The sequence below is a fragment of the Actinoplanes italicus genome (genome assembly GCF_003001815.1).
Lineage (GTDB): Bacteria > Actinomycetota > Actinomycetes > Mycobacteriales > Micromonosporaceae > Actinoplanes > Actinoplanes italicus.
The window spans coordinates 1-23,677 of sequence record NZ_PVMZ01000005.1; the positions used below are offsets into that span (position 1 = coordinate 1).

General features: G+C 71.9%; 26 protein-coding genes. 17 read left to right on the plus strand and 9 right to left on the minus strand.

All coding sequences use genetic code 11. The annotated features are described in order from the left end of the window. Window positions 1-13: 13 nt before the first annotated feature. Window positions 14-574 (minus strand): alpha/beta fold hydrolase, encoded by a 561-nt coding sequence (locus CLV67_RS52675; RefSeq protein WP_106318253.1) that lies wholly within the window; start codon window positions 572-574, stop codon window positions 14-16. 166 nt (window positions 575-740) lie between these two features. On the opposite strand from CLV67_RS52675, the gene CLV67_RS13880 reads away from it, so the two are divergent. Further along, entirely contained in the window at window positions 741-1,580 is an 840-nt protein-coding gene (locus CLV67_RS13880; RefSeq protein ID WP_239166224.1) for an AraC family transcriptional regulator, read from the plus strand. A gap of 65 nt (window positions 1,581-1,645) precedes the next feature. After that, a complete protein-coding gene (locus tag CLV67_RS13885) occupies window positions 1,646-2,227 on the plus strand; it encodes a dihydrofolate reductase family protein (protein WP_106318255.1) in 582 nt (193 codons plus the stop codon). Between the two features lie 43 nt (window positions 2,228-2,270). Here the strand turns inward: CLV67_RS13885 and CLV67_RS13890 are convergent, their stop codons facing one another. Further along, the gene (locus CLV67_RS13890) at window positions 2,271-2,723 is read right to left on the minus strand and encodes a lamin tail domain-containing protein (protein WP_106318257.1); all 453 of its coding nucleotides are present in this window, start codon (window positions 2,721-2,723) and stop codon (window positions 2,271-2,273) included. Window positions 2,724-3,011: 288 nt separating this feature from the next. Between CLV67_RS13890 and CLV67_RS13895 the strand changes: the two genes are divergently transcribed. The 7 genes from CLV67_RS13895 to CLV67_RS13925 are packed head-to-tail and all read left to right on the plus strand — an operon-like array spanning window position 3,012 to window position 9,702. Further along, entirely contained in the window at window positions 3,012-3,980 is a 969-nt protein-coding gene (locus tag CLV67_RS13895) for an AAA family ATPase (RefSeq protein ID WP_106318259.1), read from the plus strand. Then, complete coding sequence (locus CLV67_RS13900; RefSeq protein WP_239166223.1) at window positions 3,977-4,942, plus strand: DUF58 domain-containing protein; 966 nt, start codon at window positions 3,977-3,979, stop codon at window positions 4,940-4,942. Before CLV67_RS13895 ends, CLV67_RS13900 begins: the two co-directional genes overlap by 4 nt. Continuing rightward, window positions 4,939-5,889, plus strand: a complete 951-nt coding sequence (locus CLV67_RS13905) for a VWA domain-containing protein (RefSeq protein ID WP_106318261.1) — start codon at window positions 4,939-4,941, stop codon at window positions 5,887-5,889. Before CLV67_RS13900 ends, CLV67_RS13905 begins: the two co-directional genes overlap by 4 nt. A 12-nt stretch (window positions 5,890-5,901) precedes the next feature. Continuing rightward, complete coding sequence (locus CLV67_RS13910; protein ID WP_239166222.1) at window positions 5,902-6,711, plus strand: S1C family serine protease; 810 nt, start codon at window positions 5,902-5,904, stop codon at window positions 6,709-6,711. Between the two features lie 7 nt (window positions 6,712-6,718). Then, window positions 6,719-7,399, plus strand: a complete 681-nt coding sequence (locus CLV67_RS13915) for a response regulator transcription factor (protein ID WP_106318263.1) — start codon at window positions 6,719-6,721, stop codon at window positions 7,397-7,399. Then, on the plus strand, window positions 7,396-8,589 hold the full coding sequence (locus tag CLV67_RS13920) for a sensor histidine kinase (RefSeq protein ID WP_106318265.1): 1,194 nt from the start codon (window positions 7,396-7,398) through the stop codon (window positions 8,587-8,589). The genes CLV67_RS13915 and CLV67_RS13920 overlap by 4 nt, the downstream gene beginning before the upstream one ends. Window positions 8,590-8,610: 21 nt before the next feature. Further along, entirely contained in the window at window positions 8,611-9,702 is a 1,092-nt protein-coding gene (locus tag CLV67_RS13925) for a PQQ-dependent sugar dehydrogenase (RefSeq protein WP_106318267.1), read from the plus strand. A gap of 36 nt (window positions 9,703-9,738) precedes the next feature. Here CLV67_RS13925 and CLV67_RS13930 read toward each other — a convergent pair whose 3' ends face one another. Continuing rightward, the gene (locus CLV67_RS13930) at window positions 9,739-10,224 is read right to left on the minus strand and encodes an RICIN domain-containing protein (protein WP_106318269.1); all 486 of its coding nucleotides are present in this window, start codon (window positions 10,222-10,224) and stop codon (window positions 9,739-9,741) included. Between the two features lie 150 nt (window positions 10,225-10,374). On the opposite strand from CLV67_RS13930, the gene CLV67_RS13935 reads away from it, so the two are divergent. Together CLV67_RS13935 and CLV67_RS13940 are read left to right on the plus strand one after the other, a co-directional pair. After that, entirely contained in the window at window positions 10,375-12,732 is a 2,358-nt protein-coding gene (locus CLV67_RS13935; RefSeq protein WP_239166221.1) for a tetratricopeptide repeat protein, read from the plus strand. Between the two features lie 62 nt (window positions 12,733-12,794). After that, on the plus strand, window positions 12,795-13,295 hold the full coding sequence (locus CLV67_RS13940; RefSeq protein WP_106318274.1) for an RICIN domain-containing protein: 501 nt from the start codon (window positions 12,795-12,797) through the stop codon (window positions 13,293-13,295). On the opposite strand, the gene CLV67_RS13945 is transcribed toward CLV67_RS13940, so the two are convergent. Together CLV67_RS13945 and CLV67_RS13950 are read right to left on the minus strand one after the other, a co-directional pair. Then, window positions 13,292-13,879 carry an alpha/beta fold hydrolase gene (locus CLV67_RS13945; protein ID WP_106318276.1) on the minus strand — a complete coding sequence of 196 codons (588 nt, stop codon included), beginning with the start codon at window positions 13,877-13,879 and terminating at the stop codon, window positions 13,292-13,294. The two genes, CLV67_RS13940 and CLV67_RS13945, sit on opposite strands and share 4 nt — an antisense overlap. A gap of 96 nt (window positions 13,880-13,975) precedes the next feature. After that, entirely contained in the window at window positions 13,976-14,329 is a 354-nt protein-coding gene (locus CLV67_RS13950; RefSeq protein WP_146169122.1) for a hypothetical protein, read from the minus strand. A 102-nt stretch (window positions 14,330-14,431) separates the two neighbouring features. Between CLV67_RS13950 and CLV67_RS13955 the strand changes: the two genes are divergently transcribed. Genes CLV67_RS13955 through CLV67_RS13965 form a run of 3 tightly spaced genes read left to right on the plus strand, consistent with a single transcriptional unit; the run spans window position 14,432 to window position 15,425 of the window. Then, a complete protein-coding gene (locus tag CLV67_RS13955) occupies window positions 14,432-14,758 on the plus strand; it encodes a PadR family transcriptional regulator (protein ID WP_106318281.1) in 327 nt (108 codons plus the stop codon). After that, entirely contained in the window at window positions 14,755-15,111 is a 357-nt protein-coding gene (locus CLV67_RS13960; RefSeq protein ID WP_106318283.1) for a DUF1048 domain-containing protein, read from the plus strand. Before CLV67_RS13955 ends, CLV67_RS13960 begins: the two co-directional genes overlap by 4 nt. Before the next feature lie 2 nt (window positions 15,112-15,113). Then, window positions 15,114-15,425 (plus strand): DUF1048 domain-containing protein, encoded by a 312-nt coding sequence (locus tag CLV67_RS13965; RefSeq protein ID WP_106318285.1) that lies wholly within the window; start codon window positions 15,114-15,116, stop codon window positions 15,423-15,425. Window positions 15,426-15,433: 8 nt separating this feature from the next. Here CLV67_RS13965 and CLV67_RS13970 read toward each other — a convergent pair whose 3' ends face one another. Together CLV67_RS13970 and CLV67_RS13975 are read right to left on the minus strand one after the other, a co-directional pair. Continuing rightward, window positions 15,434-15,790 carry a PRC-barrel domain-containing protein gene (locus tag CLV67_RS13970; RefSeq protein WP_106318287.1) on the minus strand — a complete coding sequence of 119 codons (357 nt, stop codon included), beginning with the start codon at window positions 15,788-15,790 and terminating at the stop codon, window positions 15,434-15,436. A gap of 39 nt (window positions 15,791-15,829) precedes the next feature. Next, window positions 15,830-16,753: a phosphotransferase family protein gene (locus CLV67_RS13975; protein WP_106318289.1), complete on the minus strand. Its 924-nt coding sequence runs from the start codon at window positions 16,751-16,753 to the stop codon at window positions 15,830-15,832. 182 nt (window positions 16,754-16,935) lie between these two features. Between CLV67_RS13975 and CLV67_RS13980 the strand changes: the two genes are divergently transcribed. The 3 genes from CLV67_RS13980 (at window position 16,936) to CLV67_RS13990 (ending at window position 20,882) form a co-directional block, all read left to right on the plus strand. Next, entirely contained in the window at window positions 16,936-17,757 is an 822-nt protein-coding gene (locus CLV67_RS13980; RefSeq protein WP_239166220.1) for a universal stress protein, read from the plus strand. A gap of 104 nt (window positions 17,758-17,861) precedes the next feature. Then, entirely contained in the window at window positions 17,862-20,525 is a 2,664-nt protein-coding gene (ppdK, locus tag CLV67_RS13985) for a pyruvate, phosphate dikinase (RefSeq protein ID WP_106318293.1), read from the plus strand. A 9-nt stretch (window positions 20,526-20,534) separates the two neighbouring features. Continuing rightward, entirely contained in the window at window positions 20,535-20,882 is a 348-nt protein-coding gene (locus CLV67_RS13990; protein ID WP_106318295.1) for a hypothetical protein, read from the plus strand. A gap of 63 nt (window positions 20,883-20,945) precedes the next feature. Here CLV67_RS13990 and CLV67_RS13995 read toward each other — a convergent pair whose 3' ends face one another. Both CLV67_RS13995 and CLV67_RS14000 read right to left on the minus strand, forming a co-directional pair. Continuing rightward, window positions 20,946-22,340 carry a polysaccharide deacetylase family protein gene (locus tag CLV67_RS13995; RefSeq protein WP_106318297.1) on the minus strand — a complete coding sequence of 465 codons (1,395 nt, stop codon included), beginning with the start codon at window positions 22,338-22,340 and terminating at the stop codon, window positions 20,946-20,948. 208 nt (window positions 22,341-22,548) lie between these two features. Next, window positions 22,549-23,523 (minus strand): Acg family FMN-binding oxidoreductase, encoded by a 975-nt coding sequence (locus tag CLV67_RS14000; RefSeq protein WP_106318299.1) that lies wholly within the window; start codon window positions 23,521-23,523, stop codon window positions 22,549-22,551. Window positions 23,524-23,677: the final 154 nt, after the last annotated feature.

The window sequence follows — 23,677 nt, forward strand, 5'->3', positions numbered from 1 at the left end:
CCGCCGTGCCCAATCAGGACCAGTGGACGGGGACCGGAGCCTTCGGCGGGCGTCCAGAGCACTCCAGGGATGTCGCCGACCATGAAGAGCTGTTCGCTTGCTCAACGCCCACACAAACCCGAGTAGTCGCGCATGCGTTCGACGTCCGGCCTCGTTCCTCCGGTGTGGGAAGCGCGGTCAGGACGGGCACGCTGCCGACCGAGTCGGTGAAGCCCGACGGGTCGAGGTTCGCGCTGATGGCGGTCACTGATCGCACCCGCCGCGGGTGTTCGAGGGCGAGCGGGAGCCCGATGATCGCACCGTCGCTGTAGCCGGCCACGTGCGCGGACCCCAGGCCGACGGCGTCGAGACAGGCCAGGGTGTCGGCGAGGCCGCGGGCGTAGCCGTACTCCCCCTCGATGTCTGCGGACCGGCTGTGGCCGGCCCGTTCGAAGGCGTGCACCCGGTGGCTCGTCACAAGGGCGTCGGACTGCGCCCGCAGCGACTCCAGCGAGCAGAAGCCGCCGTGCGGGAGAAGGACCGGCTCGCCGTCGCCGTCGATCTCCGAGTAGAGGCCGGCGTCGCCGATCCGCAGGTGACCCGTCTGCCCACGCCACCATTTTCGATCACCGACGCGGCAGCGGCCTGACCGGGTGAAGGTTCAGAGGATCATGGATGTCGGTGGCGGTGTGGTTCTGGCGGGGTAGGGCGGTCCCGATCCCGGCGTGCGGCGCCGGCGGGATGTCGGCGATGCTGTGAGCGTGGAGTACGTGTCCCGAGTGCCGCGACCGCCGCTGGACGGGCTGATCGACGACCTCTACTACCTGGAGGGCACACCGCCGTACGCCCGGCTGATGCTGCCGGCGAGTCCGGCGGCGTGGCTCATCGTCAACCTCGGCGCGCCGTTTCACATCCGCGGCGGCACCGACGTCGCGGCGGCCGAGTACGCCGACGGCTGCGTGGTCACGACGCCCACCCGTGCACTGGAGTTCGGCTACCCGGTCCCGACCCGGTCCGTCGGCGTGCACTTCAAACCGTGGGGGCCGGCGGCGTTCCTGCCGATGCCCGCGGCCGAGCTGTGCGACCGGCCGGTGACGCTGGAACAGGTCTGGGGCCGGCCCACCGTCGCCGAGCTTCGGGAGCGGCTGGCCGGCGCGGACCGGCCGGCCGACATGCTGACGTTGCTCGAGGAGGAGCTGACGCGGCGGCTGGGCGAGACCGCCGGCCTGGGGCTGGTCCGCCATACGAGCAGCATCATCACGGCGACCGGCGGGGCCGTGGCGATCGGCGATCTGGTGACGGCGGCCGGTGTCAGCAGCACCCATCTGGCACAGCGGTTCAAGGAGCTCATCGGCGTCACGCCCAAGCGGCTGGCACGCTCACACCGCTTCGCCGCCACCATGCTCGCGGTCGACCCCGCCGGACCGATCGACTGGAGCGAGCTCGCCAGTGGCGCGGGCTACTTCGACCAGGCCCACTTCGGCCACGACTTCCGGGCGTTCACCGGACTCACGCCGACCCGGTACGTCGAGGAGCGGCGCCGGTTCCTGCGCGAGCATCCCGGTCACGTGCTGGACGGCTGGCCACTGCCGGCCGATTGATTTCCTACAAGAGCGGCAGCCCACGACACGCTAATTTGAGGCGTTGCCAAGCAGAGGAGAGCCCCGTGGGCAAGGTCGTCATGTACAGCACGGTGTCCGTGGACGGCTTCATCGCCGACGAGAACGACCAGCCCGGACCGCTGTTCGACTGGTTGACCGGCGGTGACGTCCCGCTGGACGACAGCGGCTTCGTGAAGGTGTCGCAGGTCTCCTACGACCACACCCGGCCGTACTGGGACCAGATCGGGGTGACGATCGTCGGCCGGCACGTCTTCGACCTGACGGACGGCTGGGACGGGAAGCCGCCGAGCGGGGTCGACCACGTGGTCGTCGTGACGCACCGGCCCGCGCCGGAGGGCTGGGACCCCGGAGCGCCGTTCCACTTCGTCGAGGGCGTCGAGGCGGCCGTGGCCAGGGCGCAGGAACTCGCGGGTGACCGCGTCGTCGAGGTCGCCGCCGGTGACGTCGGTGGCCAGGTGCTCGCCGCGGGCCTGGTCGACGAGGTACGCATGGACGTCGCGCCCGTCGTGCTGGGCTCCGGCAAACGCTTCTTCGGTCCGGTCGGCGGGCAGCACCTGCTGGAGGATCCGGAGGTGGTGATCCGGGGCGACCGGGTGCTGCACCTGATCTATCGGGTACGCCGCTGACCGGGACCACCGGCGGGGGCGGGCGGTCCCGGTCGGCGTGGGGTCAGCAGGCGATGCGCGTACGCCCGGACTTGTTGCCCCACTTGCAGGTGTCGTGGGTCTTGCCGGCCTTCGTCCGCAGGGTGGCGGTGTCGCCGGTGTTGTTCCAGACGTAGTTGCCGGAGCCCCAGTACAGGTGGGTCTTCGAGTTGGTGCCCTTGCCGGTGTGCAGGTAGACCTTGCCGCCCTTGCCGGCGATGGTGACGTTGCCGATGGTGTAGGTCTTCGACTTGTCGATGATCTTCCAGCCGGACAGGTTCACCGCCGTGGAGCCGGTGTTGACCAGCGCGATCCACTCCGCGTTCAGCGAGGTGTTCGAGCGGGTGTCCTTGCCGGGCGAGTCGTACTGGGTGGAGTGGAACCGCAGGGCGGGCGCGGCCTGGGCGGGCGCGGCGGCGACGAGGGTGCCGGCGGCGATGGCCAGGGCGCTGATCGTCCCCAGCATGGTGCGACGCATGTGTGTGGGTCTCCTTGTTTCTCGGTGGGAGACAAGGATTCTTTCGCCTGCTCAGGCCGGATGGGGCCGGATCGGTTCGAGTGTCCGGTCAAGATCGTCAGCCACCCGGCGGCGATCGGCACACGATCGGCCGACCCCGGCCCGCCTGCGGGCCCGCTGGGTGGTGACGGGCTTCTCTTCGGCTCGCTTTCGGTGCCGGCTGGTGTTCTGGTCACCTCGGGCGCCCGGTGATTCTCCCCCCTCGAAGGCCGGGCGCCCGCCCGTACCGGCACGGCCGTGAGGATTTCGATGACTGACACGCAACTGCTGGAACAGACGCTGTTCGAGGTCAAGAAGGTGATCGTCGGGCAGGACCGGCTGGTGGAGCGGCTGATGACCGCGCTGCTGGCCGGCGGGCACTGCCTGCTGGAGGGTGTGCCGGGTGTGGCCAAGACGCTGGCCGCGGAGACGCTCGCGATCGCGGTGGGCGGCACGTTCCACCGCATTCAGTTCACGCCGGACCTGGTGCCGTCGGACATCCTCGGCACCCGTATCTACCGGGCCAGCCGGGAGAGCTTCGACGTGGAACTGGGGCCGGTGATGGCGAACCTGGTGCTGGCCGACGAGATCAACCGGGCGCCGGCGAAGGTGCAGTCGGCGCTGCTGGAGGTGATGGCCGAGGGGCACGTCTCGATCGGCGGGCGCACCCATCCGGTGCCGCGGCCGTTCCTGGTGCTGGCCACTCAGAACCCGATCGAGAGTGAAGGTGTCTACCAGTTGCCGGAGGCGCAACGCGACCGGTTCCTGATGCGGGTGGTCGTCGGCTACCCGAGTGAGCAGGACGAGCTGGGGATCCTCTATCGGATGGGCGGCGTACGGCCACACGCGTCACCGGTCCTCGACCCCGACCGGCTGATCGCGCTGCAGGAGCGCGCCCGCGACGTGTTCGTGCACCACGCCCTCGCCGAGTACGTGGTCCGCCTGGTCGTGGCGACCCGCGACCCGGCCCTGTCCGGTCAGCTCGCCTACGGCGCGAGCCCGCGGGCCACGCTCGGGCTGGTCGCGGCCGCCCGTGCCCTGGCCCTGCTGCGCGGCCGCGACTACGTACTGCCCGCCGACGTGATCGACATCGCGCCGGACGTGCTGGCGCACCGGCTGGTGCTCAGCTTCGACGCCGTCGCCGACGGCGTGTCCCCGGAGAGCGTCGTGCAGCGGGTCCTGCAGGACGTGCCACCGCCGGTGATCGCACCGGCCCAGGAGGAGGCGATGGCGGCGTGAACGAGGGTGCGTCGATCAACGAACTGGCGCCGCACCGGCGGCTGCGCCGTCTGGAACTGATGATCACCCGGCGCCTCGACGGGCTGCTGCACGGCGACCACCTGGGGCTGCTGCCCGGCATCGGCAGCGAGCCGGCCGGCAGCCGCGAGTACCGGGCCGGTGAGGACGAGGTCCGGCGGATGGACTGGTCGGTCACCGCCCGGACCACCGTGCCGCACGTGCGGACCGTCGACGCCGACCGGGAACTGGCCACCTGGGTGCTGGTCGACGCCAGCGCCAGCATGGACTTCGGCACGGCCGAGTTCGAGAAACGCGAACTCGCGGTCGCCGCCGTCGCCGCGGTCGGGTTCCTCACCGCGGGCTCCGGCAACCGGCTCGGCGCACACGTGGTCGCGCCCGACGGGGTCCGCAAATATCCGGCACGCGGAGGGCGTACCCACATCCTGGGTTTGTTGAAAGCCCTGCTGGAGGCGCCCCGGGCGACGCCGGCCACCGCCGATGTCGCGCTCGCCGACGCCGTCGACGCTCTCGCCCGGGGGGTGCCGCGCCGCGGGCTCATGGTGGTGGTCTCCGACTTCCTCGACGGACTCGACTCCGACGGTCTCGGACCGGAGGCACCACGGTGGGAGCAGCCACTGCGCCGGCTGGCGGCACGGCATCAGGTGCTGGCCGTGCAGGTGGGCGATCCGCGCGAGCGGGAACTGCCGGACGTGGGACTGCTGACGCTGGTCGACCCGGAGACCGGACGGCGGCGGGAGGTGCCGACGGCGAGCCGGAAACTCCGGGAGCGGTACGCGGACGCGGCGCGCCGCCAGCAGGAGGCCATCACCGCCGCACTGCGCCGGGCCGGGGCCGCACACCTGCGGCTGAGCACGGACCGTGACTGGGTGGCCGACATCGTGCGCCACGTGCACGCCCAGCGTCGCCTGGCACGGGCCCACCGCAAGGGGGTGACCGCGTGACGTGGCTGTCGCCGGAGCGGTTGTGGCTGCTCGCGGCAGTCGCCGCCCTCGCCGGCGCGTACGTGCTGGCCCAGCGCCGCCGCAGCCGGTACGCCGTCCGGTTCACCAACCTCAAACTGCTGGACCGGGTGGCACCGAAGCGGCCCGGCTGGCGCCGGCACGTACCCGCCGGGCTGTTCCTGGCCATGCTGGCCCTGCTGGTCGCCGGTTTCGCCCGCCCGCAGGCCGAGGTCCAGGTGCCCCGGGAACGCGCCACCGTGCTGGTCGCGGTGGATGTCTCCCGGTCCATGCTGGCCGCCGACGTCGCCCCGGACCGGCTCACGGCTGCGAAGGCCGCGGCCCGCGAGTTCGTGGCCGGGCTGCCCGAGGAGTTCAACGTCGGACTGGTCGGGTTCGCGGGTTCCGCGTCGGTGTTCGTGCCGCCGACCGTCGACCGGGCCGCCGTCGGCACCGGCATCGACCGGCTCTCCGAAGGCGCCGCCGGGCTGTCCGGCACCGCGATCGGTGACGCGATCGCCACGTCGCTCGGCTCGATCCGCAGCCTCGACGCGACCGCCGGCGAGGACATCCCGCCGGCCCGGGTGGTGGTGCTGTCCGACGGCGCCAACACCTCCGGGCAGGACCCGGGCGAGGCCGCCCGGCTCGCCGTCGAGGCGGCGGTACCGGTCGACTCGATCTCGTTCGGGACACCCACCGGGGTTCTCGGCGGCGGTCAGGCCGTACCGGTCGACGGGCAGACTCTGCAGGCCGTCGCCGAGGCCACCGGCGGCAACTACTTCGAGGCTGCCAGCGCCGACGAGCTGCGGGCCGCGTACGCCGACATCGGCAGCTCCGTCGGGTACCGGACCGAGATCCAGGACGTCTCCGCCCGGTTCATCGGCGGCGGGCTCGTGCTGGCCGTACTCGCCGCCCTGTTCTCCCTGCTCTGGTTCGCCCGCCTGCCGTAGAAGGGACCCGCATTGACCACCATCGGACTCGGCACCCCTCGGGGGCCGGAATTCGTGTCCCCGGTTCCCGGCCACCCGGCCCCGGCGGCCCCTCTCCCCCGCGCCGCACGACGATGGCCGGTCGCCGTCATCCTGCTCAGCGGGCTCACGGGGCTCGCCGGTGCCGGCGGCTACATGCTCGGACACGGCGACACCGAGCCGGCACCGGTGATCGGCAGCTCCCCCGGCCTGGTCGCCGCCGCCGCGCGTGCACTGCCCGGTGTCGTGTCGGTGCAGGTCCGCACCGGCTCCGGCGGGGCGTCCGGGTCGGGTTTCGTCTTCGACGACCGCGGCCACATCGTCACCAACAACCACGTCGTGGCCGGCAACGGCTCGGTCAGCGTCGTCGGCGCCGACGGCCGCCGCCTGGTCGCCGAGGTCGTCGGCACCGACCCGGCCAGCGACATCGCGGTCCTGCGGGTGCCGTCCTCGGCGGCCCTGCAACCCCTGACGGCGGCCGATCCCGCGACCACCCGCGTCGGCGAGCCGGTCCTGGCCGTCGGATCGCCGCTCGGGCTGTCCGGGACGGTGACCGCCGGGATCATCAGCGCGCTCGACCGGGAGGTACGCCTCGGCGGCAGCGCCCGCCAGACCGCCGTGCAGACCGACGCCTCGATCAACCCCGGCAACTCCGGCGGCCCGCTGGTCAACGCGCGTGGTGAGGTCGTCGGCGTCAACACGGCGATCGCCACGCTGGAGGGCGGCGGCAGCATCGGCATCGGGTTCGCGGTGCCGATCGACCGGGCCGGGCGGGTGGCCGCCGGCATCATCGGGCGTGGATAGTCGACAGATGCGGCTGCTGGTGGTGGAGGACGAAGAAGACCTGGCCGAAGGGCTGCGGGTGGGTCTGGCACGCAACGGTTACGCCGTCGACGTGGCCGGGGACACGACCCAGGCGTACGACCGGCTCACGGTCAACGAGTACGACCTGCTGCTGCTCGACATCAACCTGCCCGACGGCGACGGGTTCACGCTGTGCCGGGCGCTGCGCGACGGCGAGTTCACGACCCCGGGCGACACGGAACCGCGGGTACTGATGCTCACGGCCCGCGGCACCCTCGACGACCGGGTGCGCGGTCTCGACGGCGGCGCCGACGACTACCTGGTCAAGCCGTTCCATCTGGCCGAGTTGCTGGCCCGGATCCGGGCACTGCTGCGCCGCGACTCCGGCGGCGGCACCGCTGTCCTGACCGTCGGCGGCCTGGCGCTCGACACCGCCCGGCACACGGCAGCCGCCGGCGGGGTGCCGCTGGCGCTGACGCCGAAGGAGTTCGGCGTGCTGGAGTACCTGATGCGCCGGCCCGGCCATGTGGTGTCCAGCGAGGAGCTGCTGGAACACGTGTGGGACGCCAACGCCGACCCGTTCACCCAGACCGTGCGGGTGACCGTCGGCACGCTGCGGCGCAAACTCGGCGGCGGATCGATCGAGACGGTCGTCGGGCGCGGGTACCGGCTGCGGGAGCCGGCGTGAGGCGGCCCGAGATCTTCCGGTCGATCCGGTTCCGGCTCACGGTCGTCTACTCGACACTGCTGTTCGCGCTGGCCGGGGTAACCCTCGCGATCACGTATCTGGCCGTCGCGGAGACGACCCGCCCGCAGCCGGTGACCGAACGCACCGCGAAGGTCTACAACGACAACAAGCAGTACATCGGCACGATGACCGTCGCCGAGGTCAGCCAGATCGAGGCGGCGGTCAACTACAACACGCTGCGCGGGCTGCGCGACTACACGCTGATCGCGCTGCCCGCGCTGTTCCTGGCGAGCCTCGGCATCGGGTGGGTGCTGTCCGGGCGGGTGCTGCGGCCGGTCGGCGCGATCACCCGTACCGCCCGCGACATCCAGGCCACCGACCTGACCCGCCGGATCCGCCTGCACGGGCCCCGCGACGAGCTGCGGGACCTCGCCGACACCATCGACTCGATGCTCGACCGGCTCGACGACGCGTTCCGGGCCCAGCGGCAGCTCATCGACGACGCCTCCCACGAGCTGCGCAGCCCGCTCGCGATCATCCGGACGCATCTGGACGCGACGCTCACGACCCCGGACGCCTCCGGCGACGAGCGGCTCCGGGCGGTCGCGATCGTCGACCGGGCCACCAACCGGATGTCGCGCCTGGTCGAGGATCTGCTGGCGACGGCTCGGCGCGACGCGGACGCGATGAACGACGCCGACGTGGACCTGTCGGCGATCGCCCACGAGGCGGGCGAGGAGGCGTTCCTGCCGGACCGGCCGCTGCGGCTGCGCTACGAGACCCCGGACGGGCTGCGGTTGATCGGGGACGCCGACGCGCTGCGGCGGGCCGCGGCAAACCTTCTCTCCAATGCGGTACGCCTGGCGCCCGCCGCGTCGACGGTGACGATCGCGACCGGGCGTACCGGATCATGGCTGTGGCTTGCCGTCGCCGACCAGGGGCCCGGCATCTCCGCGGAGGATCTGCCGCGCGTCTTCGACCGGTTCTGGCGCGGCACGGCCAGCGCGGCAGCGAGCCGGGAGCGGCGTACCGGCCTCGGCCTGGCCATCGTGCGGCAGATCACCGAGTCGCACGGCGGGCAGGTCGCCGCATTCTCGCAGCTCGGAGTGGGTAGCACGTTCGTGTTGTGGCTGCCGGCCGCGGACCGTACCGGCCAGGAGCCCCCACCGGCCGTGACACCCTGGCCGTGATCGTCTTTGAAAAGGAGCAGAATGCGCAGAACCCTCGTGCCCGTCCTGGCCGTCGTCCTCGCCGCTGGCCTCGCCGGTTGCGGCAGCGATGACGCCGGCCGTGCCGCCGCCGCACCCGGGCCGATCTCTCCCGGGCCGATCTCTCCCGGGCCGGACGCGCCCGTGGAGCTCGCGCGGGGCCTCGACGTGCCGTGGGGGCTGGCGTTCCTGCCCGGCGGCGACGCGCTGGTCGCCGAACGCGACACCGGGCGGGTTCTGCGCCTGGCCGCGGACGGCGGTACCCCGGCCGAGGTACGCACGATCGACGGTGTGTCCGCGGCCGGCGAGGGCGGTCTGCTCGGCCTCGCCGTCTCCCCCGGCTTCGCGAACGACAACCTGGTGTACGCCTACCTGACAGCCGAGAACGACAACCGCATCGTCCGGTTCCGGCTCGGCGGCGGCGCCCAGGAGGTGGTGTTCGACGGCATCGAGAAGGCCGGTAACCACAACGGCGGCCGGATCGCGTTCGGCCCCGACGGCATGCTCTACGCCGGCACCGGTGACGCCGGCGACACCGCCACGTCGCAGGACCCGGCCAGTCCCAACGGCAAGATCCTGCGGCTGACGCCCGACGGTGACCCGGCGCCCGGCAACCCGTCCGCGAACTCGCCCGTCCTCAGCCTCGGCCACCGCAACGTGCAGGGCCTGGCCTGGGACACCGAGGGCCGGCTGTTCGCCGCCGAGTTCGGCCAGAACGAGCTCGACGAGGTCAACCTGATCCGTCCCGGCGCGAACTACGGCTGGCCGGAGGTGGAGGGCGAGGGCGACACGCAGGGCGGCCGATTCACGAACCCGCTGGTCACGTGGTCGACGCGGGAGGCATCCCCGTCCGGCATGGCGATCACCGGTGGGACCGTATACGTGGCGGCGCTGCGCGGTGAACGGCTGTGGACCATCCCGTTGCAGGGCGATCGCCTCGGCACCCCGGTGGCGGAGTTCATCGGCGTGTACGGCCGGCTGCGTACCGTCGAGGTCGCCCCCGACGGCGCCGTGTGGGTGACCACCTCGAACACCGACGGCCGGGGCGACGTCCGTGACGGTGACGACCGGATCCTGCGCCTACCGGCCCGCTGACTCCGGTGTCGGTGGCAGCGGGCCGGAGCCGCGGCCTCAGTCCGGAATCGGGCGGAACAGCTGCTTGATGTTGCCGTCGCAGTCGAAGACCCGGACCTCGTTCTTGTTCGCCGAGGTGTCGTTACGCATCGACAGACATGCCCCGCTGAAGTTCACCAGCAGGAACCCGCCGAACGGCTGCTCCTCCCACCGCCACCACTGCCGGGAGTCCTCGGCCAGGCACTCCTGGTTACTGGCGGTGATGTGTCCCCACACGTGCAGCAGGCACCCGCCGCTGGCCCGGTTGGCCAGCATGAAGTAGCCGTTGCCGAGATCCACCTGGCGCCACCGCTGGCGCGGGTCCTGTCCGCACCGATACATGCGGATGTTCACGCTGTTCACCTCGACGCAGCTGGAGGTGTAGATGGCGTGACGGATGGTGATGTCGCCGGGTGCGGCGGAAGCGGGTGCCGCTAACACGGCACCACTGATCGCCAGGGCGATGAAGGTGGCCGTGACGGTCAGTAGTCGTCGTAGTCTCATGACTCTCCTATCTGGATGGCTCGCTGTGCTGACGACCCTCCGCCAGGCCGAGGACTGCTGACAGAAACCCGGTCGAATCCGGTTGCGGACACTTCCGGACGCGCGGCTTCCGTACCGTCGAAGCCTTGTATCCGGTCCGGGAGGTCACCGTTGACGCAGACAGGGACGGCGGCCGGCGTCTTCACGGCACTTCCCGACCCGGGTACGGCCACCGGTCTCGACGACCTGATCGAGCGTCTGCGCCTGCTCAAGGTCTGGGCCGGTAACCCGTCGAACGGGTCGATAACCGACCGCGTCAACGCGGCGTGGGAACGCGCCGGACGGCCACCCGGCGACCGGGTCGCGCGTAACACCGTCACCGACTGCTTCCGCACGGACCGGCGGCGCCCGAACACGGAACTCGTCACGGCCATCGTGCGGGCCCTGCACCCCGACGAGGGCTACGTCACCCAGTGGCGACAGGCGTTACGCGTGGTCACCGGGCGCGCCGAGGCGGCCGCGCAGGTCCGCGTCCAGGACCGGCTCCCCGACGACCTGGCCGGCTTCACCGGCCGCTCAGACGAGACGGCCACCATGCTCACCTCGCTCACCCGGCCCGGCGCGGGGCCCTGCGCCGTGGTCGGGATGGCCGGGATCGGCAAGACCCGGCTGGCCATCCACCTCGGGCACCGGCTTCTGCGGGAGCGGGCCGCCGACCGGGTCCTGTTCGTCAACCTGCGCGGCTTCCACCCGGACCCGGCACAGCCGCCGGCCGACCCGGCCGCCGTGCTGGACGGTTTCCTGCGGCTGCTCGGGGTGTCCGGGCAGATGGTCCCCCACGGTCTGCGGGCGCGGTCGGCCGCCTACCGTGAACGGCTGGCCGGGACGCGGACGCTGATCGTGCTGGACAACGCCGCGGATGCCGAGCAGATCCGGCCCCTGCTGCCCGCGTCGGCGGACTGTCCGGTCCTGATCACCAGCCGCCGCGACCTCGGCGGGCCGCCCGACGGCGACCGGCTGAGGCTCGCGCCGTTCGCCACCACCGATGCCGTGGCGCTGCTGACCGCGGCCGCGCCCGGCATCGCGGCCGGGGACGATCCGCAGGCGGCGGCCCGCATCGCCCGGCGCTGCGGCCACCTGCCGCTGGCGCTGGGCCTGGTCGCGGCACACCTGCGCGACCGGCCGGACTGGACTCTCACCGACCACGCCGACCGGCTCGACCGACGCCATCATGACCGGCGGCTCGACGCCGGTGTCCACCTCGCGCTCGACGTGTCGTACCACCATCTGCCGGCGGATCTGCGGCGGCTGCTGCGGCTGGCGGCGCTGCACCCGGGGCAGGACTTCGACGCGTACGCCGCGGCCGCGCTGGCCGGGACCGGTCTGGACGCCGCCGAGGCGGGGTTGCACGACCTGAGCGCACACCACCTGCTCCAGCAGACGACCCACGGCCGGTTCACGCTGCACGATCTGGTCCGCGCGTACGCCAGCCTCCGAGCCGACGACGAGGAGCCACCGGCCCGCCGCCACCAGTCCCTCACGCGCCTGTTCGACTACTACCTCGCGGTCGCGGCCGACGCCATGGACCGCCTGCACCCCCACGAGGCCCACCGGCGGCCCGAGGTCCCGCGCCCGGCGACGCCGGTCCCGCCCCTGACCGACGAGGCCACCGCCCACGACTGGCTCAGCACCGAACGGCCCACGCTGGTGACCGCCGCCAGCGCCGACCGGCCGGTGCACACCGTCCGGCTGGCCGCGGTCCTGTTCCGCTATCTCATCGGCGGGCACCTGGCCGACACCCTGACCGTTCACGAGCACGCGCTGCGGGCCGCCCGGCACCTCGGTGACGACGCCGCGGAGGCGCAGGCGCTGACCGGCATCGGTGTCACCCATCTGCGGCAGGGGCGTCCCGGGGCCGCGGTGGAACATCTCGAACAGGCCCTGGACCTGCACCGCCGGGCCGGTGACCGGGCGGGTGAGGTCTTCGCCCTCAACTGCCTGGGTGAGAACGAGGCGCGGGCGGGCCGCCACGACAGCGCCGAGCAGCGCCTGCTGAGCGCCCTGGTGCTCAGCCGCCGGCTGCGTAGCCGTACCGATGAGGCGAACGTGCTGGACAGCCTCGGCTTCCTCATGGTCGCCTGGGGCCGGCCCGCCGCCGCCGACGCCCGGTACCGGCAGGCCCTGGTCGCCTTCCGTGCTATCGGCGACCGGGACGGCGAGGCCTGCGCACACACGGGCCTCGGCGGGATCGCCCTGGCCACCGGCCTGACCGCGGAGGCGCTCGCCCACTACGAGGCGGCACGCCGCACCGCCGCCGACGTCGGCGACCGCTACCGGCTGGCGCTGGCCCACGAGGGTCTCGGCCGGGCACATCACGAGCTCGGACGCCCGGCCGGCGCCCGCCACCACTACCGGCAGGCGCTGCACCTCTGCACCGAGCTCGGCCTTCCGGACGCCGACCGGATCCGATCACGTGCAGGCGCCGGGGGTGGCCACCCGACCACGACGGTCCGCATCGAGCCTGTCTGATGCCTGGTGATCATCTACCGAAGCCGTCCACCCGATCCGGTTCGGGTCCCTAAAGTCCAGATATGAATAGGAATCGGATAATCGGGGCTCTGGTCACCGCGACCACGCTGGGAACCGGGGTTCTCGCGGCCCCCGCACAGGCTGCGGCGGTCTACCACGAGATCGTCGCGCGGCACAGCGGCAAGTGTGTCGACGTGCGGGGCGCCAGCAGGATGGACGAGGCCGACGTTCTGCAGTACCGCTGCCACGGCGGGGACAACCAGCGATGGCGCCTGGTCAACCGCGGCGGCGGCTACTACGAGATCATCGCCGACCACAGCGGCAAGTGCCTCGACGTGTGGGGCTCGAGCCAGGCCGACGAGGCGGACGTGCGGCAGTACCGCTGCAACGGCGGAGCGAACCAGCGGTGGCGGCTGGCCCCACGCGGCGGCGGCTACCAGGAGATCATCGCCCGGCACAGCGGCAAGTGCCTCGACGTGTGGGGCTCGAGCCAGGACGATGACGCCGACATCCAGCAGTACCGCTGCAGCGGTGCGGCCAACCAGCAGTTCCGGCTCCGTTAGCGCACCGCCCTCAGCCGGGTGGCGAACCCGGCAGGGTCTCGCAGGTGCGGGAAATGCCCTTCACCGAGACGTACGTTGCGTGACCGCCGGCCGGTCGGCTCACCGCACCAGCCGTGATAGACCTCCAGCAGCGCCGGGTCGGGGCGGGCGACGGCGAACTGGCGGTACGCCTCGGGCACGCCGTCGAGCAGCGGATCCGGTGACGCGCCGCCCACGGTGATCACCGCGTGGGTGGCGTACCGGTCGGCGAACGACGCGGCGAAGCGGGCCGACTCGCCGTGGCCGACCACGATCGGGGCCCGGCGCAGATCGAGGCGGTGCACGAGCATCGCCAGATCGTGGGCGAGCAGTCGCAGGCCGGACCGGTCGCGGGCGGCGGACTGGCCGTGGCCGGGCAGGTCGACGGCCACGGCGGTGAAGTCGTCGCCGAGTTCGGCCGCGACCGGCCACCACATGGTCCGGTCGTAGCGCAGGCCGTGCAGCAGCAGGACCGGCCGGCCGAAGCCACCCCAGCGATCGTGCACGAGCAGGTTCTTCGGAGTGCCGTAGGCGTGGGTCGTACGCCGTGGTGGTTGTGGATGCATTTCGGGTCGTCTTTCTCATGCGCCGGGGAACGCGGATACGCGCCATCGGCGGCGGACGACCGCCGATCGCGAAGGTGGCTGAGGAGCGACCCGCTCCTATATCCGCAACAGTCCCAACCGGCTCAGGACGACGTCGGCGCGGGCGGTGTCGGCCGCGCCCGGCGGATCGACGCGAGCCGTCAACGGCGGCAGGCCCACGACCATGGGGAGCATGATGGCGCGCAGTCGCTGATTGAGCCGGGGCGACCAGCCGTTGCCGTGCTCGTGATCGTGTTCGCCGGCCAGCTCCGGCACCTGCGGGTGACCCGCCCGCGACTCGGCCGCGACCGCGGCGGTGGTGTCGCGGTGGTGGTGGGCGCTGCTCGCGGAGAACAGCGCGGTCGCGGCGAGCAGGAGCAGCAGCATGACCATGACCGCGGGCCGGGTGCGGCGGCTCGGATTCACGGTCACCACACAAGCCTACCGGTATTCGGTACTACCGAGTACCGGTATTCGGTGGTACGTTGTACCGGTACTCGGTGACACCGAATACCGACCGGGAGAGGAGCCGCCGTGGAGGACCTGACAGAGATGCTCAAGGGGACCCTCGAAGGCTGCGTGCTGGAGATCATCGGCGGCGAGGAGACCTACGGCTACGCCATCACCCGCCGGCTCAACGATCTCGGCTTCACCGACGTCATCGACGGGACGGTCTACACCATCCTGGTGCGGCTGGAACGCAACGGCCTGGTCCAGGTGACGAAGCGGCCGTCCGAGGTGGGACCGCCGCGCAAGTTCTACGCGCTCAACGACGCCGGGCGAAAGGAGCTCGCGACGTTCTGGGCCAAATGGGAGTACGTCTCCTCACGCATCGACAGACTCAAGGAGGGCGGGCGATGAGCTTCTGGGACACCGTGACCGGCAACGACCTCAGCCGGGACTGGAAGGCGTTCGAGACCCGGGCGCAGGCGCTACCCGACGACTACCGGGCGGCATGGGAACAGATCAAGGGCAACCTCTTCGCGTACGGGGACTTCTCCGGCCGCAATCTGACCCCCGTCGCCGACACAGCGCTGGGGTTGCTCGAGGAGTCCTCGGCCGAGGGGCAGAGCGTGCAGGAGGTGCTCGGCGACGACATCCCCGGCTTCTGCGCGGCTCTGGCCGGCGGCAACGGCGCTCACACCTACCGCGACCGGTGGCGCGAACAGCTGAACACCACCGTCGCCCGCAAACTGGCCCGGCTGGGAGGCTGACCATGGGGATCCACGACATCATCGAGGGCAAGCGGCACTGGCGGGCCCACGTGGCCCGGGTCAAGGCGCTGCCGCCCGACTACCGGATCGTCTACAACGAGATGCAGAAGTACCTGTTCAAGGTGGGTCCGGTCGACCTGGCCGACGGGAACCTGCTCGCCGGGATCGTCGACTTCTTCGCCGAGGGCGCCGCCGCGGGCAAGAGCGTCACACAGCTCATCGGCACCGACGTCGCCGCCTTCGCCGACGGCCTGATCAAGGACTCACGCACCTACGCGGAGCTCTACCAGGAGTCCCTCCGGGCGAAACGCTGAACCACCGGTCAGCGGCGGGCCAGCCGGCGGGCTCCGGAGACGCCGGCCTGGTACGGCAGTCCGTAGTGCGCGAACACGGCGGGCTCGTCGCCGGCCTCCAGTTCCCCGTCGACGCCGATACTGGGCGCGTCACCGACCAGCTTCTTGCCGTAGCGGACCCGTACCGCCTTGGGGCTGACGGTCGCTCCGGCGAGCGGGACGAAGACCAGCCGGTGCCGCCCGATGAATCCGACCCGGACCGTCGCGAACGCCGGCTGGTCGTCGATCGTGTCGACGTAGACGGCCTCGAGCTCACCGATCTTGTCGCCGTCCGGGTCGACGACGTTCTCGCCGCGCCACTCACGCAGATTCTCCGCAGGAAACATGCCGTCGGAATGCCCCGTGCGGCCCTCCGGAAACCGCGCTCACCCCGGCAACGTCTCCAGATCGGGCAAACGGCTGAACAGGTCGGGCAGGCCGCGCAGCCCGTTGCGGACGGCCTCGTGTGACAGCGCCAGGTCAGGCCCCGTGCCGGTCTCGACTCCGGCGAGGCAGCGCAGGACGTTCCACCTGGTGTGTCCCAGCCATCCGCTGATCATGAACACGAACCAGCTCGGACCCGGCGGCGGCAGCACTCCCCCGCCCGCGACGTAGCCGTCGAGGACCGTACCGAAGATGCCGGGGTCGATGTCGTCGAAGCCGGGTCCCTTCGCGAGGCCCAGCGCCGTCGAGCCGAGTTCACCGGACAGGTCGAGCATGCCGGAGAGTTCCCAGTCGAGCACCACCGGACGGCCGTCGCGGGCGAGCAGGTTCCACGGCTGGATGTCGCGGTGGGTCAGCACGACGGGGCCCGGCCGCTCGCATTCGTCGACGAAGCGGGCGATCGTGAGGAGCGTCCCGGCGTGGGAGGCGAGCTCGTCGGCCCACGGCTGCCCGGTCGCCGCAGCCCGCTCGGCGAGGTCGGGCCAGTCCCGTGCAGCCGGGCCCTCGGTCGCGGCGTCGTCCCACGTGACGTCGATGGCGTGCAGGCGCGCCAGAATCTCGCCGACCTCGAAGGCGTACCCGGGCGACACGGGCGATTCCGGGATCCTGTCGCCCTCGGCCCACCGGTGCACGAGCGTGTGCCGGTCGGCCGCGATCGGCTCCGGCATCGGAATTCCGGCGGCGAAGGCGGCCCGCTCGAACCGGAACACGTCGCCGGCCCGGTAGGGCCATCGGCGATCGAGGCCGTTCATCTCCTTGACCGCGAATGATCCCTGGTCGGTGTCGAGCCGGTACAGCCGGTTGGCGTACCCGCCGTGGATACGGGTCATCGGGCCGACCGGCGTGCCGAGGCGGGAGAGATCCATCCCTCGCAATCTATGACCGGGCAGCCGATCGGCGCATCCGCTTATCCGGACCTGCGTCCCGCCCGCACGGGCCGCCCGGCCCTGCCCGCCGCGCCTCGGCAGGCGTGCGATGGAAGGAGAACGGTCGGACCCGGCGCCGTGCTCCCGGCACGGCGAACGGCTCAAGGGAGGAGGTCCGTACCGTGCAGAAGAAGATCATCGTGGGGTACGACGGCTCGCCCGGCTCCCATGCCGCGACGGCCTGGGCGCTGGAGGAGGCGGAACGCGCCGAGGCACCCGTCGAGCTGCTCTACGCCGACGAGTGGCCGGTGTACGCACCCGCGGCAAGCATGATGCCGTCGCCCGCGCTGCGGCCGCAGAGCTACGTGGACGAGGTCATCACCGGCATGATGGACCGCGCGGTGGCCGGGGCGGTGAGCACGCATCCGCTGGTCGACGTGACGGCCACGACAGTCCGCGCGCAGGCCACCGCCGCTCTGATCGAACGCTCGCGGCACGCGCGCCTGATGGTTCTGGGCGTACGGGCGAACACCGTCGTCGCCGGACTGTTCGGGTCGGTCGTCTCCGCGGTCGCGGCACACGCACACTGCCCGGTCGTCGTCGTCCGTGGCGATCCGCCCGGACACGCTCCCGTGGTCGCCGGCGTGGACGACTCGGCCGCCGCGCCGGGCGTGCTGGCGTTCGCCGCACGGCAGGCCACGGCACTCAAGGTTCCGCTGCAGGTCATCCACGCCTGGCCGGCGGCGACCGGCACGGTGCCCGACGCGGATCGGCAGTCGTTCGCCGCCCTGGTCGCCGAGATGCGGGAGTCCTTCCCGGACCTGCGGATCGAGGCCGAGGCCGTGGTGGACGACCCGGCCGGCGCACTGACCGCCGCGGGGACCGCGGCGCAGGTCCTCGTGGTCGGGAGCCGCGGCCGCGGCGCGTTCCTCGGCCTGCTCGGCTCGGTCAGCCAGCACCTGATACGCCACAGCGCCTGCCCGGTCGCGGTGGTCCACGGCTGATGTTCCACGGCTAGGAAAAGGCGCCGTCCATGCGGGCCGGTGGCGGCGAATCACGGAAGGTGAGGGCGGACGACCCGCCCTCGTGACGAGGGCGAGGTACGACGATGTCCCGCTATGTTTTCGACTTCTCCGACGGCAGCAGGGAGCTCAAGGACCTGCTCGGCGGCAAGGGCGCCAACCTCGCCGAGATGACCCGGATGGGTCTGCCGGTGCCGCCCGGTTTCACCGTCACCACCGACGCGTGCCGCGAGTATCTGCTCACCGGCAGCCTGCCGGCGGGGCTCCTGGCCGAGGTCGAGGACCACCTGCGACTGGTGGAGGCGCGTCTGGGCAAACGGCTCGGCGACCGGCACGACCCGCTGCTGCTGTCGGTGCGGTCCGGCGCCAAGTTCTCGATGCCCGGCATGATGGAGACGATCCTGGACATCGGCCTCAACGATTCGACCGTGCCGGGTCTGGCCGCGGGCAGTGGTGACGACCGCTTCGCCTGGGACTCCTACCGGCGGCTGATCCAGATGTTCGGCCGGACCGTGTACGACGTGCCCGGCGACCTCTTCGAGGCGGAGCTGTGCTCCTCCCGTACCGCCGCGGGGGTCGAATCCGACGCGGACCTGGACGCCGCCGCATTGCGTGAGCTCGTCGTCTCCTTCAAGAAGGTCTTCGCCGCCCACACCGGCCGGGACTTCCCGCAGTCGCCGCACGAGCAGCTCTACGCGGCGATCACCGCGGTGTTCCGTTCGTGGAACGCCGACCGCGCCGTCCTCTACCGCCGGCAGGAGCGCATCCCGCAGAACCTGGGGACCGCCGTCAACGTGATGGCGATGGTGTTCGGCAACCGCGGATCCCGGTCCGGCAGCGGCGTCGCGTTCACCCGGGACCCGGCGACCGGCCGGCGTGGCGCCTACGGCGACTACCTGCCGTGCGCCCAGGGCGAGGACGTCGTCGCCGGGATCCGCAACACGATGAGCCTCGCCGACCTGGCCCGCATCGACCCGGCCTCGCACGTCAAGCTCCTGTCGATCATGGAGAAGCTGGAGCAGCGCTACCGCGACCTGTGCGACATCGAGTTCACCATCGAGGACGGTGAACTGTGGATGCTGCAGACCCGGGTCGGCAAGCGCACCCCGGCCGCCGCGTTCGTGATCGCCGCGCAGCTCGTCGAGGAGGGCACCATCACCCTCGACGAGGCGGTCAGCCGGGTCACCGGTGAGCAACTCGCCCACCTGATGTTCCCCGCTTTCGACGCCGGAGCCGCGCCGGAGCCGCTCACCACCGGGATCGCGGCCTCCCCCGGTGCCGCGTCCGGCGCGATCGTCTTCGACTCGGCGGCGGCAGCCGCAGCGACCGTGCCGGTCGTGCTGGTCCGGCACGAGACCAACCCCGACGACCTGCCCGGCATGATCGCCGCGCGGGGCATCCTCACCAGCCGTGGCGGCAAGACCTCGCACGCCGCCGTGGTCGCCCGCGGCATGGGTAAGACCTGCGTCTGCGGCGCGGAGGAGATCGTCGTGGACGCGGCCGCCGGCACGCTCACCGTCGGCGCGAACGTGCTGCGTGCCGGGGACGTCATCTCGATCGACGGCACGACCGGGCACGTGTACGCCGGTGCCGTCCCGGTGCGGCCCTCTCCCGTGGTCCGCTGGTTCGAGGGCGAACTGTCCGCCCTCGGCGACCCGCTGCTGTCCGCCGTCCAGCGGATCATGACCCACGCCGACCACCTCGCCCGGCTCGGCGTGCACGCCAACGCCGACACCGCCGACGACGCGCGCCGGGCCCGCCGGTTCGGAGCGACCGGCATCGGCCTGTGCCGTACCGAGCACATGTTCCTCGGCCCGCGCCGTGAGCTGGTGGAACGCCTCATCCTGGCCGAGGACGACGTCGGCCGCGAGGACGCGCTGGCGGCGCTGCTGCCGTTGCAACGCGACGACTTCACCGCCCTGTTCGCCGCGATGGACGGGATGCCGGTCACGGTCCGGCTGATCGACCCGCCGCTGCACGAGTTCCTGCCGCCGCTGGCGGAGCTGACCGCTGCCGTGGCCCGCGCCGAGGCGCTCGGTGCGGATACGGGACGCGACGGGCGGCTGCTGGCTGCGGTGCGGCGCATGCACGAGCAGAACCCGATGCTGGGACTGCGCGGCGTCCGGCTGGGCCTGGTGGTGCCAGGCCTGTTCGCGATGCAGGTGCGGGCGGTCGCGGAGGCCGCCGCGGCACGCGTCGCCGCGGGCGGCGACCCCCGGCCCGAGATCATGGTCCCGCTGGTCGGCTCGGTTCAGGAGCTGGAGATCGTACGATCGGAGGCGCTCGCGGTCCTGTCCCGCGTCGACGGTGCCCCGCCGATCCGGATCGGCACCATGATCGAGGTGCCGCGGGCCGCGCTGACCGCCGGCGACATCGCGCACGCCGCCGACTTCTTCTCCTTCGGCACCAACGATCTCACCCAGATGACCTGGGGTTTCTCCCGCGACGACGTGGAGTCGGCGTTCTTCGGCCGCTACCTGGACCTCGGTGTGTTCGCGGCATCACCGTTCGAGACCCTCGACACGTCCGGGGTGGGCGAGCTGGTCCGCATCGCGGTGGAACGCGGCCGCGCCACCAGGCCCGGCCTGACCGTCGGCGTCTGCGGTGAGCACGGCGGCGACCCCGCGTCCGTCCGGTTCTTCCACGACGCCGGCCTCGACTACGTGTCGTGCTCGCCGTTCCGGGTGCCGGTCGCCCGGCTGGAGGCGGGACGCGCCGCGAGCCCGGCGACCGGCTCGGACAGCCGGTAGGAGCAGGTCATGACCACCTCACTCGATGTCCGGCAGGCGGACGCGGTCAGCGTGACACCGGTTGCCGTCGGCGGTCGCGAGATCGGTGCCTGGATCACCGGCCCCTCGGGCACGTACTACCGGCCGGTCATCGACGTCACCTGGCTGGCCGGGGCGGTCCTCGCGGCCACCGCCACGGTGGCGGTCGCCGCCACCGTCGTGGCGGCCCGGCCCCGACCGGCCATCGGGCAGGTCACCATGGGTCCCGGCGGATGGGTGAGCCTCAGAGGACTGCCGCGTCCCCGCCCGCAGCCCGAGGCCCCGCGACCCTGGTGGGCGCACCTGCTTCGAGCACACCGCTTCACGGGCAGCCGATGACTGCTCTCCCGCCGCTGACCCGGCGCCGGCCTCGCACCGGCGCCGGGTCCGGGCGTACGGGATTCACGTGTAGATGACGGTGGTGGTCCGGGCCGCGCTGTTCCAGATGATCGCACCGTGCCGGAAGTTGCTGCGCCGGCCGACCGCGACCGTGTATTCGTCGCTGGTCGGCGGCCCGAGCCTGCTTCCGGTTCCGCCGAGAGCCAGATAGCGGGTCAGGATCGCACCGTGCACCTCGTGGGCCCCGTTGCTGCTGTTCCAGTAGACGTTGCCGTGCTGGAACCGGGAGGCCCGGCCGACCGAGACCGCAACCTCGTCGGACTGCGGATATCCGAGGATTCCCGCCTCGGCGCCGAGAGTGAACCATTTCGTACGGATCGCACCGTGCACCTCGTGTGCTCCGGTCGCCGGCAGCCAGTAGACCGACCCGCCCTGGAAGGTGCTGTAGTAGCCACCCGCGGCCCCGTGCCGTTCGTCGGCTGTCGGGTAACGCAGGAACGAGGTGACCGTGCCGAGAGAACGGTACTTGCTCAGAATCGCGCCGGTCACGAAGTGGGTGCCGCTGGCGGGCGAGTGGTAGAACCGCCCGCGCTGGAACCACTGCACCGCGGTACCGGCGGTCGTGGCCTGCATCGGTGCGGTCGTCGGCGCGCCGAACACCGACGAGGGCCCGCCCGCGCCGAAGTAGGCCGTCCGGATCGGCGCACGGGTCACCGCGTGGTAAGGGCTGGTGAAGCCGTACCCCATGCCCTTGAGCTTGTCGATGATCAGCTGGAGGTTGCCGGGGTCCGTGGACGGCGTGGTCACGTGCATGACGATGATCGCGCCGGGCACCGTGTACCTGTCGATACGGCTGCTGACCGTGGCCCAGTCCGCCGCCCGGTAGCCGGTGGTGTCGAAGGTCCAGTCCAGGTTGATGTAGTAGCCGCGCAGCGCCAGATCACGGTTGACGCCGGCGTTCATGTATCCGGACCGGTACGGTGTCCGGAACCAGCCCGCCGAGTTGACGCCCGCGGCCCGGAACGCCGCCTCGGCCTTGTCCAGCTGCGCCCACCGCTGAGCCCGGGTCAGGGTCAGGAAGTCCGGATGGCTGTAGCTGTGGTTGAAGATCTTGTGTCCACGCGCGGCGATGTCGCGCGTCTCCGCCGGGTTCTGCTCGGCGAACCGTCCGGTCACCCCGAAGCCTGCGGTGATGCCGTTGGCCGCGAACACCCGCAGGACGGTTTCCAGGTTGGTCCTGCTCACCGCGTTCTCGGCCGGAGTGCCGGTGCGCCAGTCCAGGTCGAACGTCAGCGTCGCCAGCTTCGTCGTGTCGTAGCCACGGGTGAACACCTGCGCCTGGTACGGGGAGCTGTCCGCCGCCGACGCGGGCCGCGCCACCGCCACGCCGATTCCGGTGAGGACCACAGCGGCCAGGACACTCAATCCGGAACGAAGCGTCGACCACCGATTGTTCATGGAGATCACCTCCGTGCGCGGGCACCGTTGCCCACGCCTCACCTCCACCGTCCGGCGGCACGCGGGTGCATCTCAGGGCCGTTGGTCCCGAATCGCCCAGGTGCGTTCGGGATTTCCGCGGAGACGGTACGCGGTGGCCGGCCATACGGCTTCACGATCGCGGGGGCGCGCGGCGGTCCGCCCCTTTGCGGCGCACCGTCCATCGTCGTCAACGGGGCGCGGGCAGGTCGGCGGGCAGCAGCACGTCGTTGAGCGGACGCCGCGGAGTACGTCCGGTCGTCTTGCCGTAGCCGACTCGCAGCACCATCTGTGCCGGCCGGCGGGTGAGCCGTTTACGGATCTCGGGCGCCTCGACCGGCTGGCTGATCGGTGTGGTGGCCAGGCCCAGCCAGGTCGCTGTAAGCAGCACGCGCTGCATGGCCTGCCCCGCTGCCAGCCAGTCACGTGCGGTGTCACCGTCGGTGGTCAGGATCATCACCGTAGAGTGCGGCTCGAACGGCTCACGTGGCCGGGGCAACGGCGTCAGACCGGCGAAGTCCCGGACCGGCATCACCTCGAGGGCATCCCACGGACCGGCCGCCCACACAGGAACGCCATGATGACGTACTCCTCGGCCGCTCCACCGGCTGATCTCCTCCCCGTAGTGAGGCCGTTCCCGCAGCCAGCGATCGGCGGCCCTGGCCAGGCCGAGAATGGCGTCGCGGCCGATCGGGTCCGCGACCGTCAATGCGGCGCCCTCGCCACGGGCCGCGGCTCGCAGCCTTTCGATGACGTCCGCCGGAACCGCAACCCGCGCAAACGGCCACCGATTGGTGTGCCGGTACGGAATCGCCGCGGCGAGCGCCTCGGTGACCTGGTCGGCAGCCAGCGGGCGGCCCGCGGTCACGCGGGCGGCCAGCAGAGGTTTGCCGGGATCCGGCAGAAGCTCGTACTCCACGTCGTAACCGGCGCGCCGGATCGCCAGGCGCAACGTGACGATCGCGGCCCCGACGCTGATCAGATGTTCCCGGCCGTCGGGGTCCACCACCGGCAGACGGCGGTCAGGATCGGCGTACACCCACACCGTGGGCGGCTCGACGCGGAACATCCACGGCTGGCTGTTGTGCAGCGACGGTGCGGTGATGGCCGACCGCACGCAGTCAGTCAGGACCGCCCGCGACGGCGGGACGAACGACGTGCCCATCACGGCTCCCTCCAGTCACCGGCCGGGTACGGCCGTTGTCTCTCCACCAGACCGCGATCAGAGGCACCGGGCCAGTGCCGTTGGTCCCGCTCAGCGGAGCCACGCGGCGCCGGCCGAATCGGCAGGCGGCCGAGAGGCTGGCTGATGTGCCGGC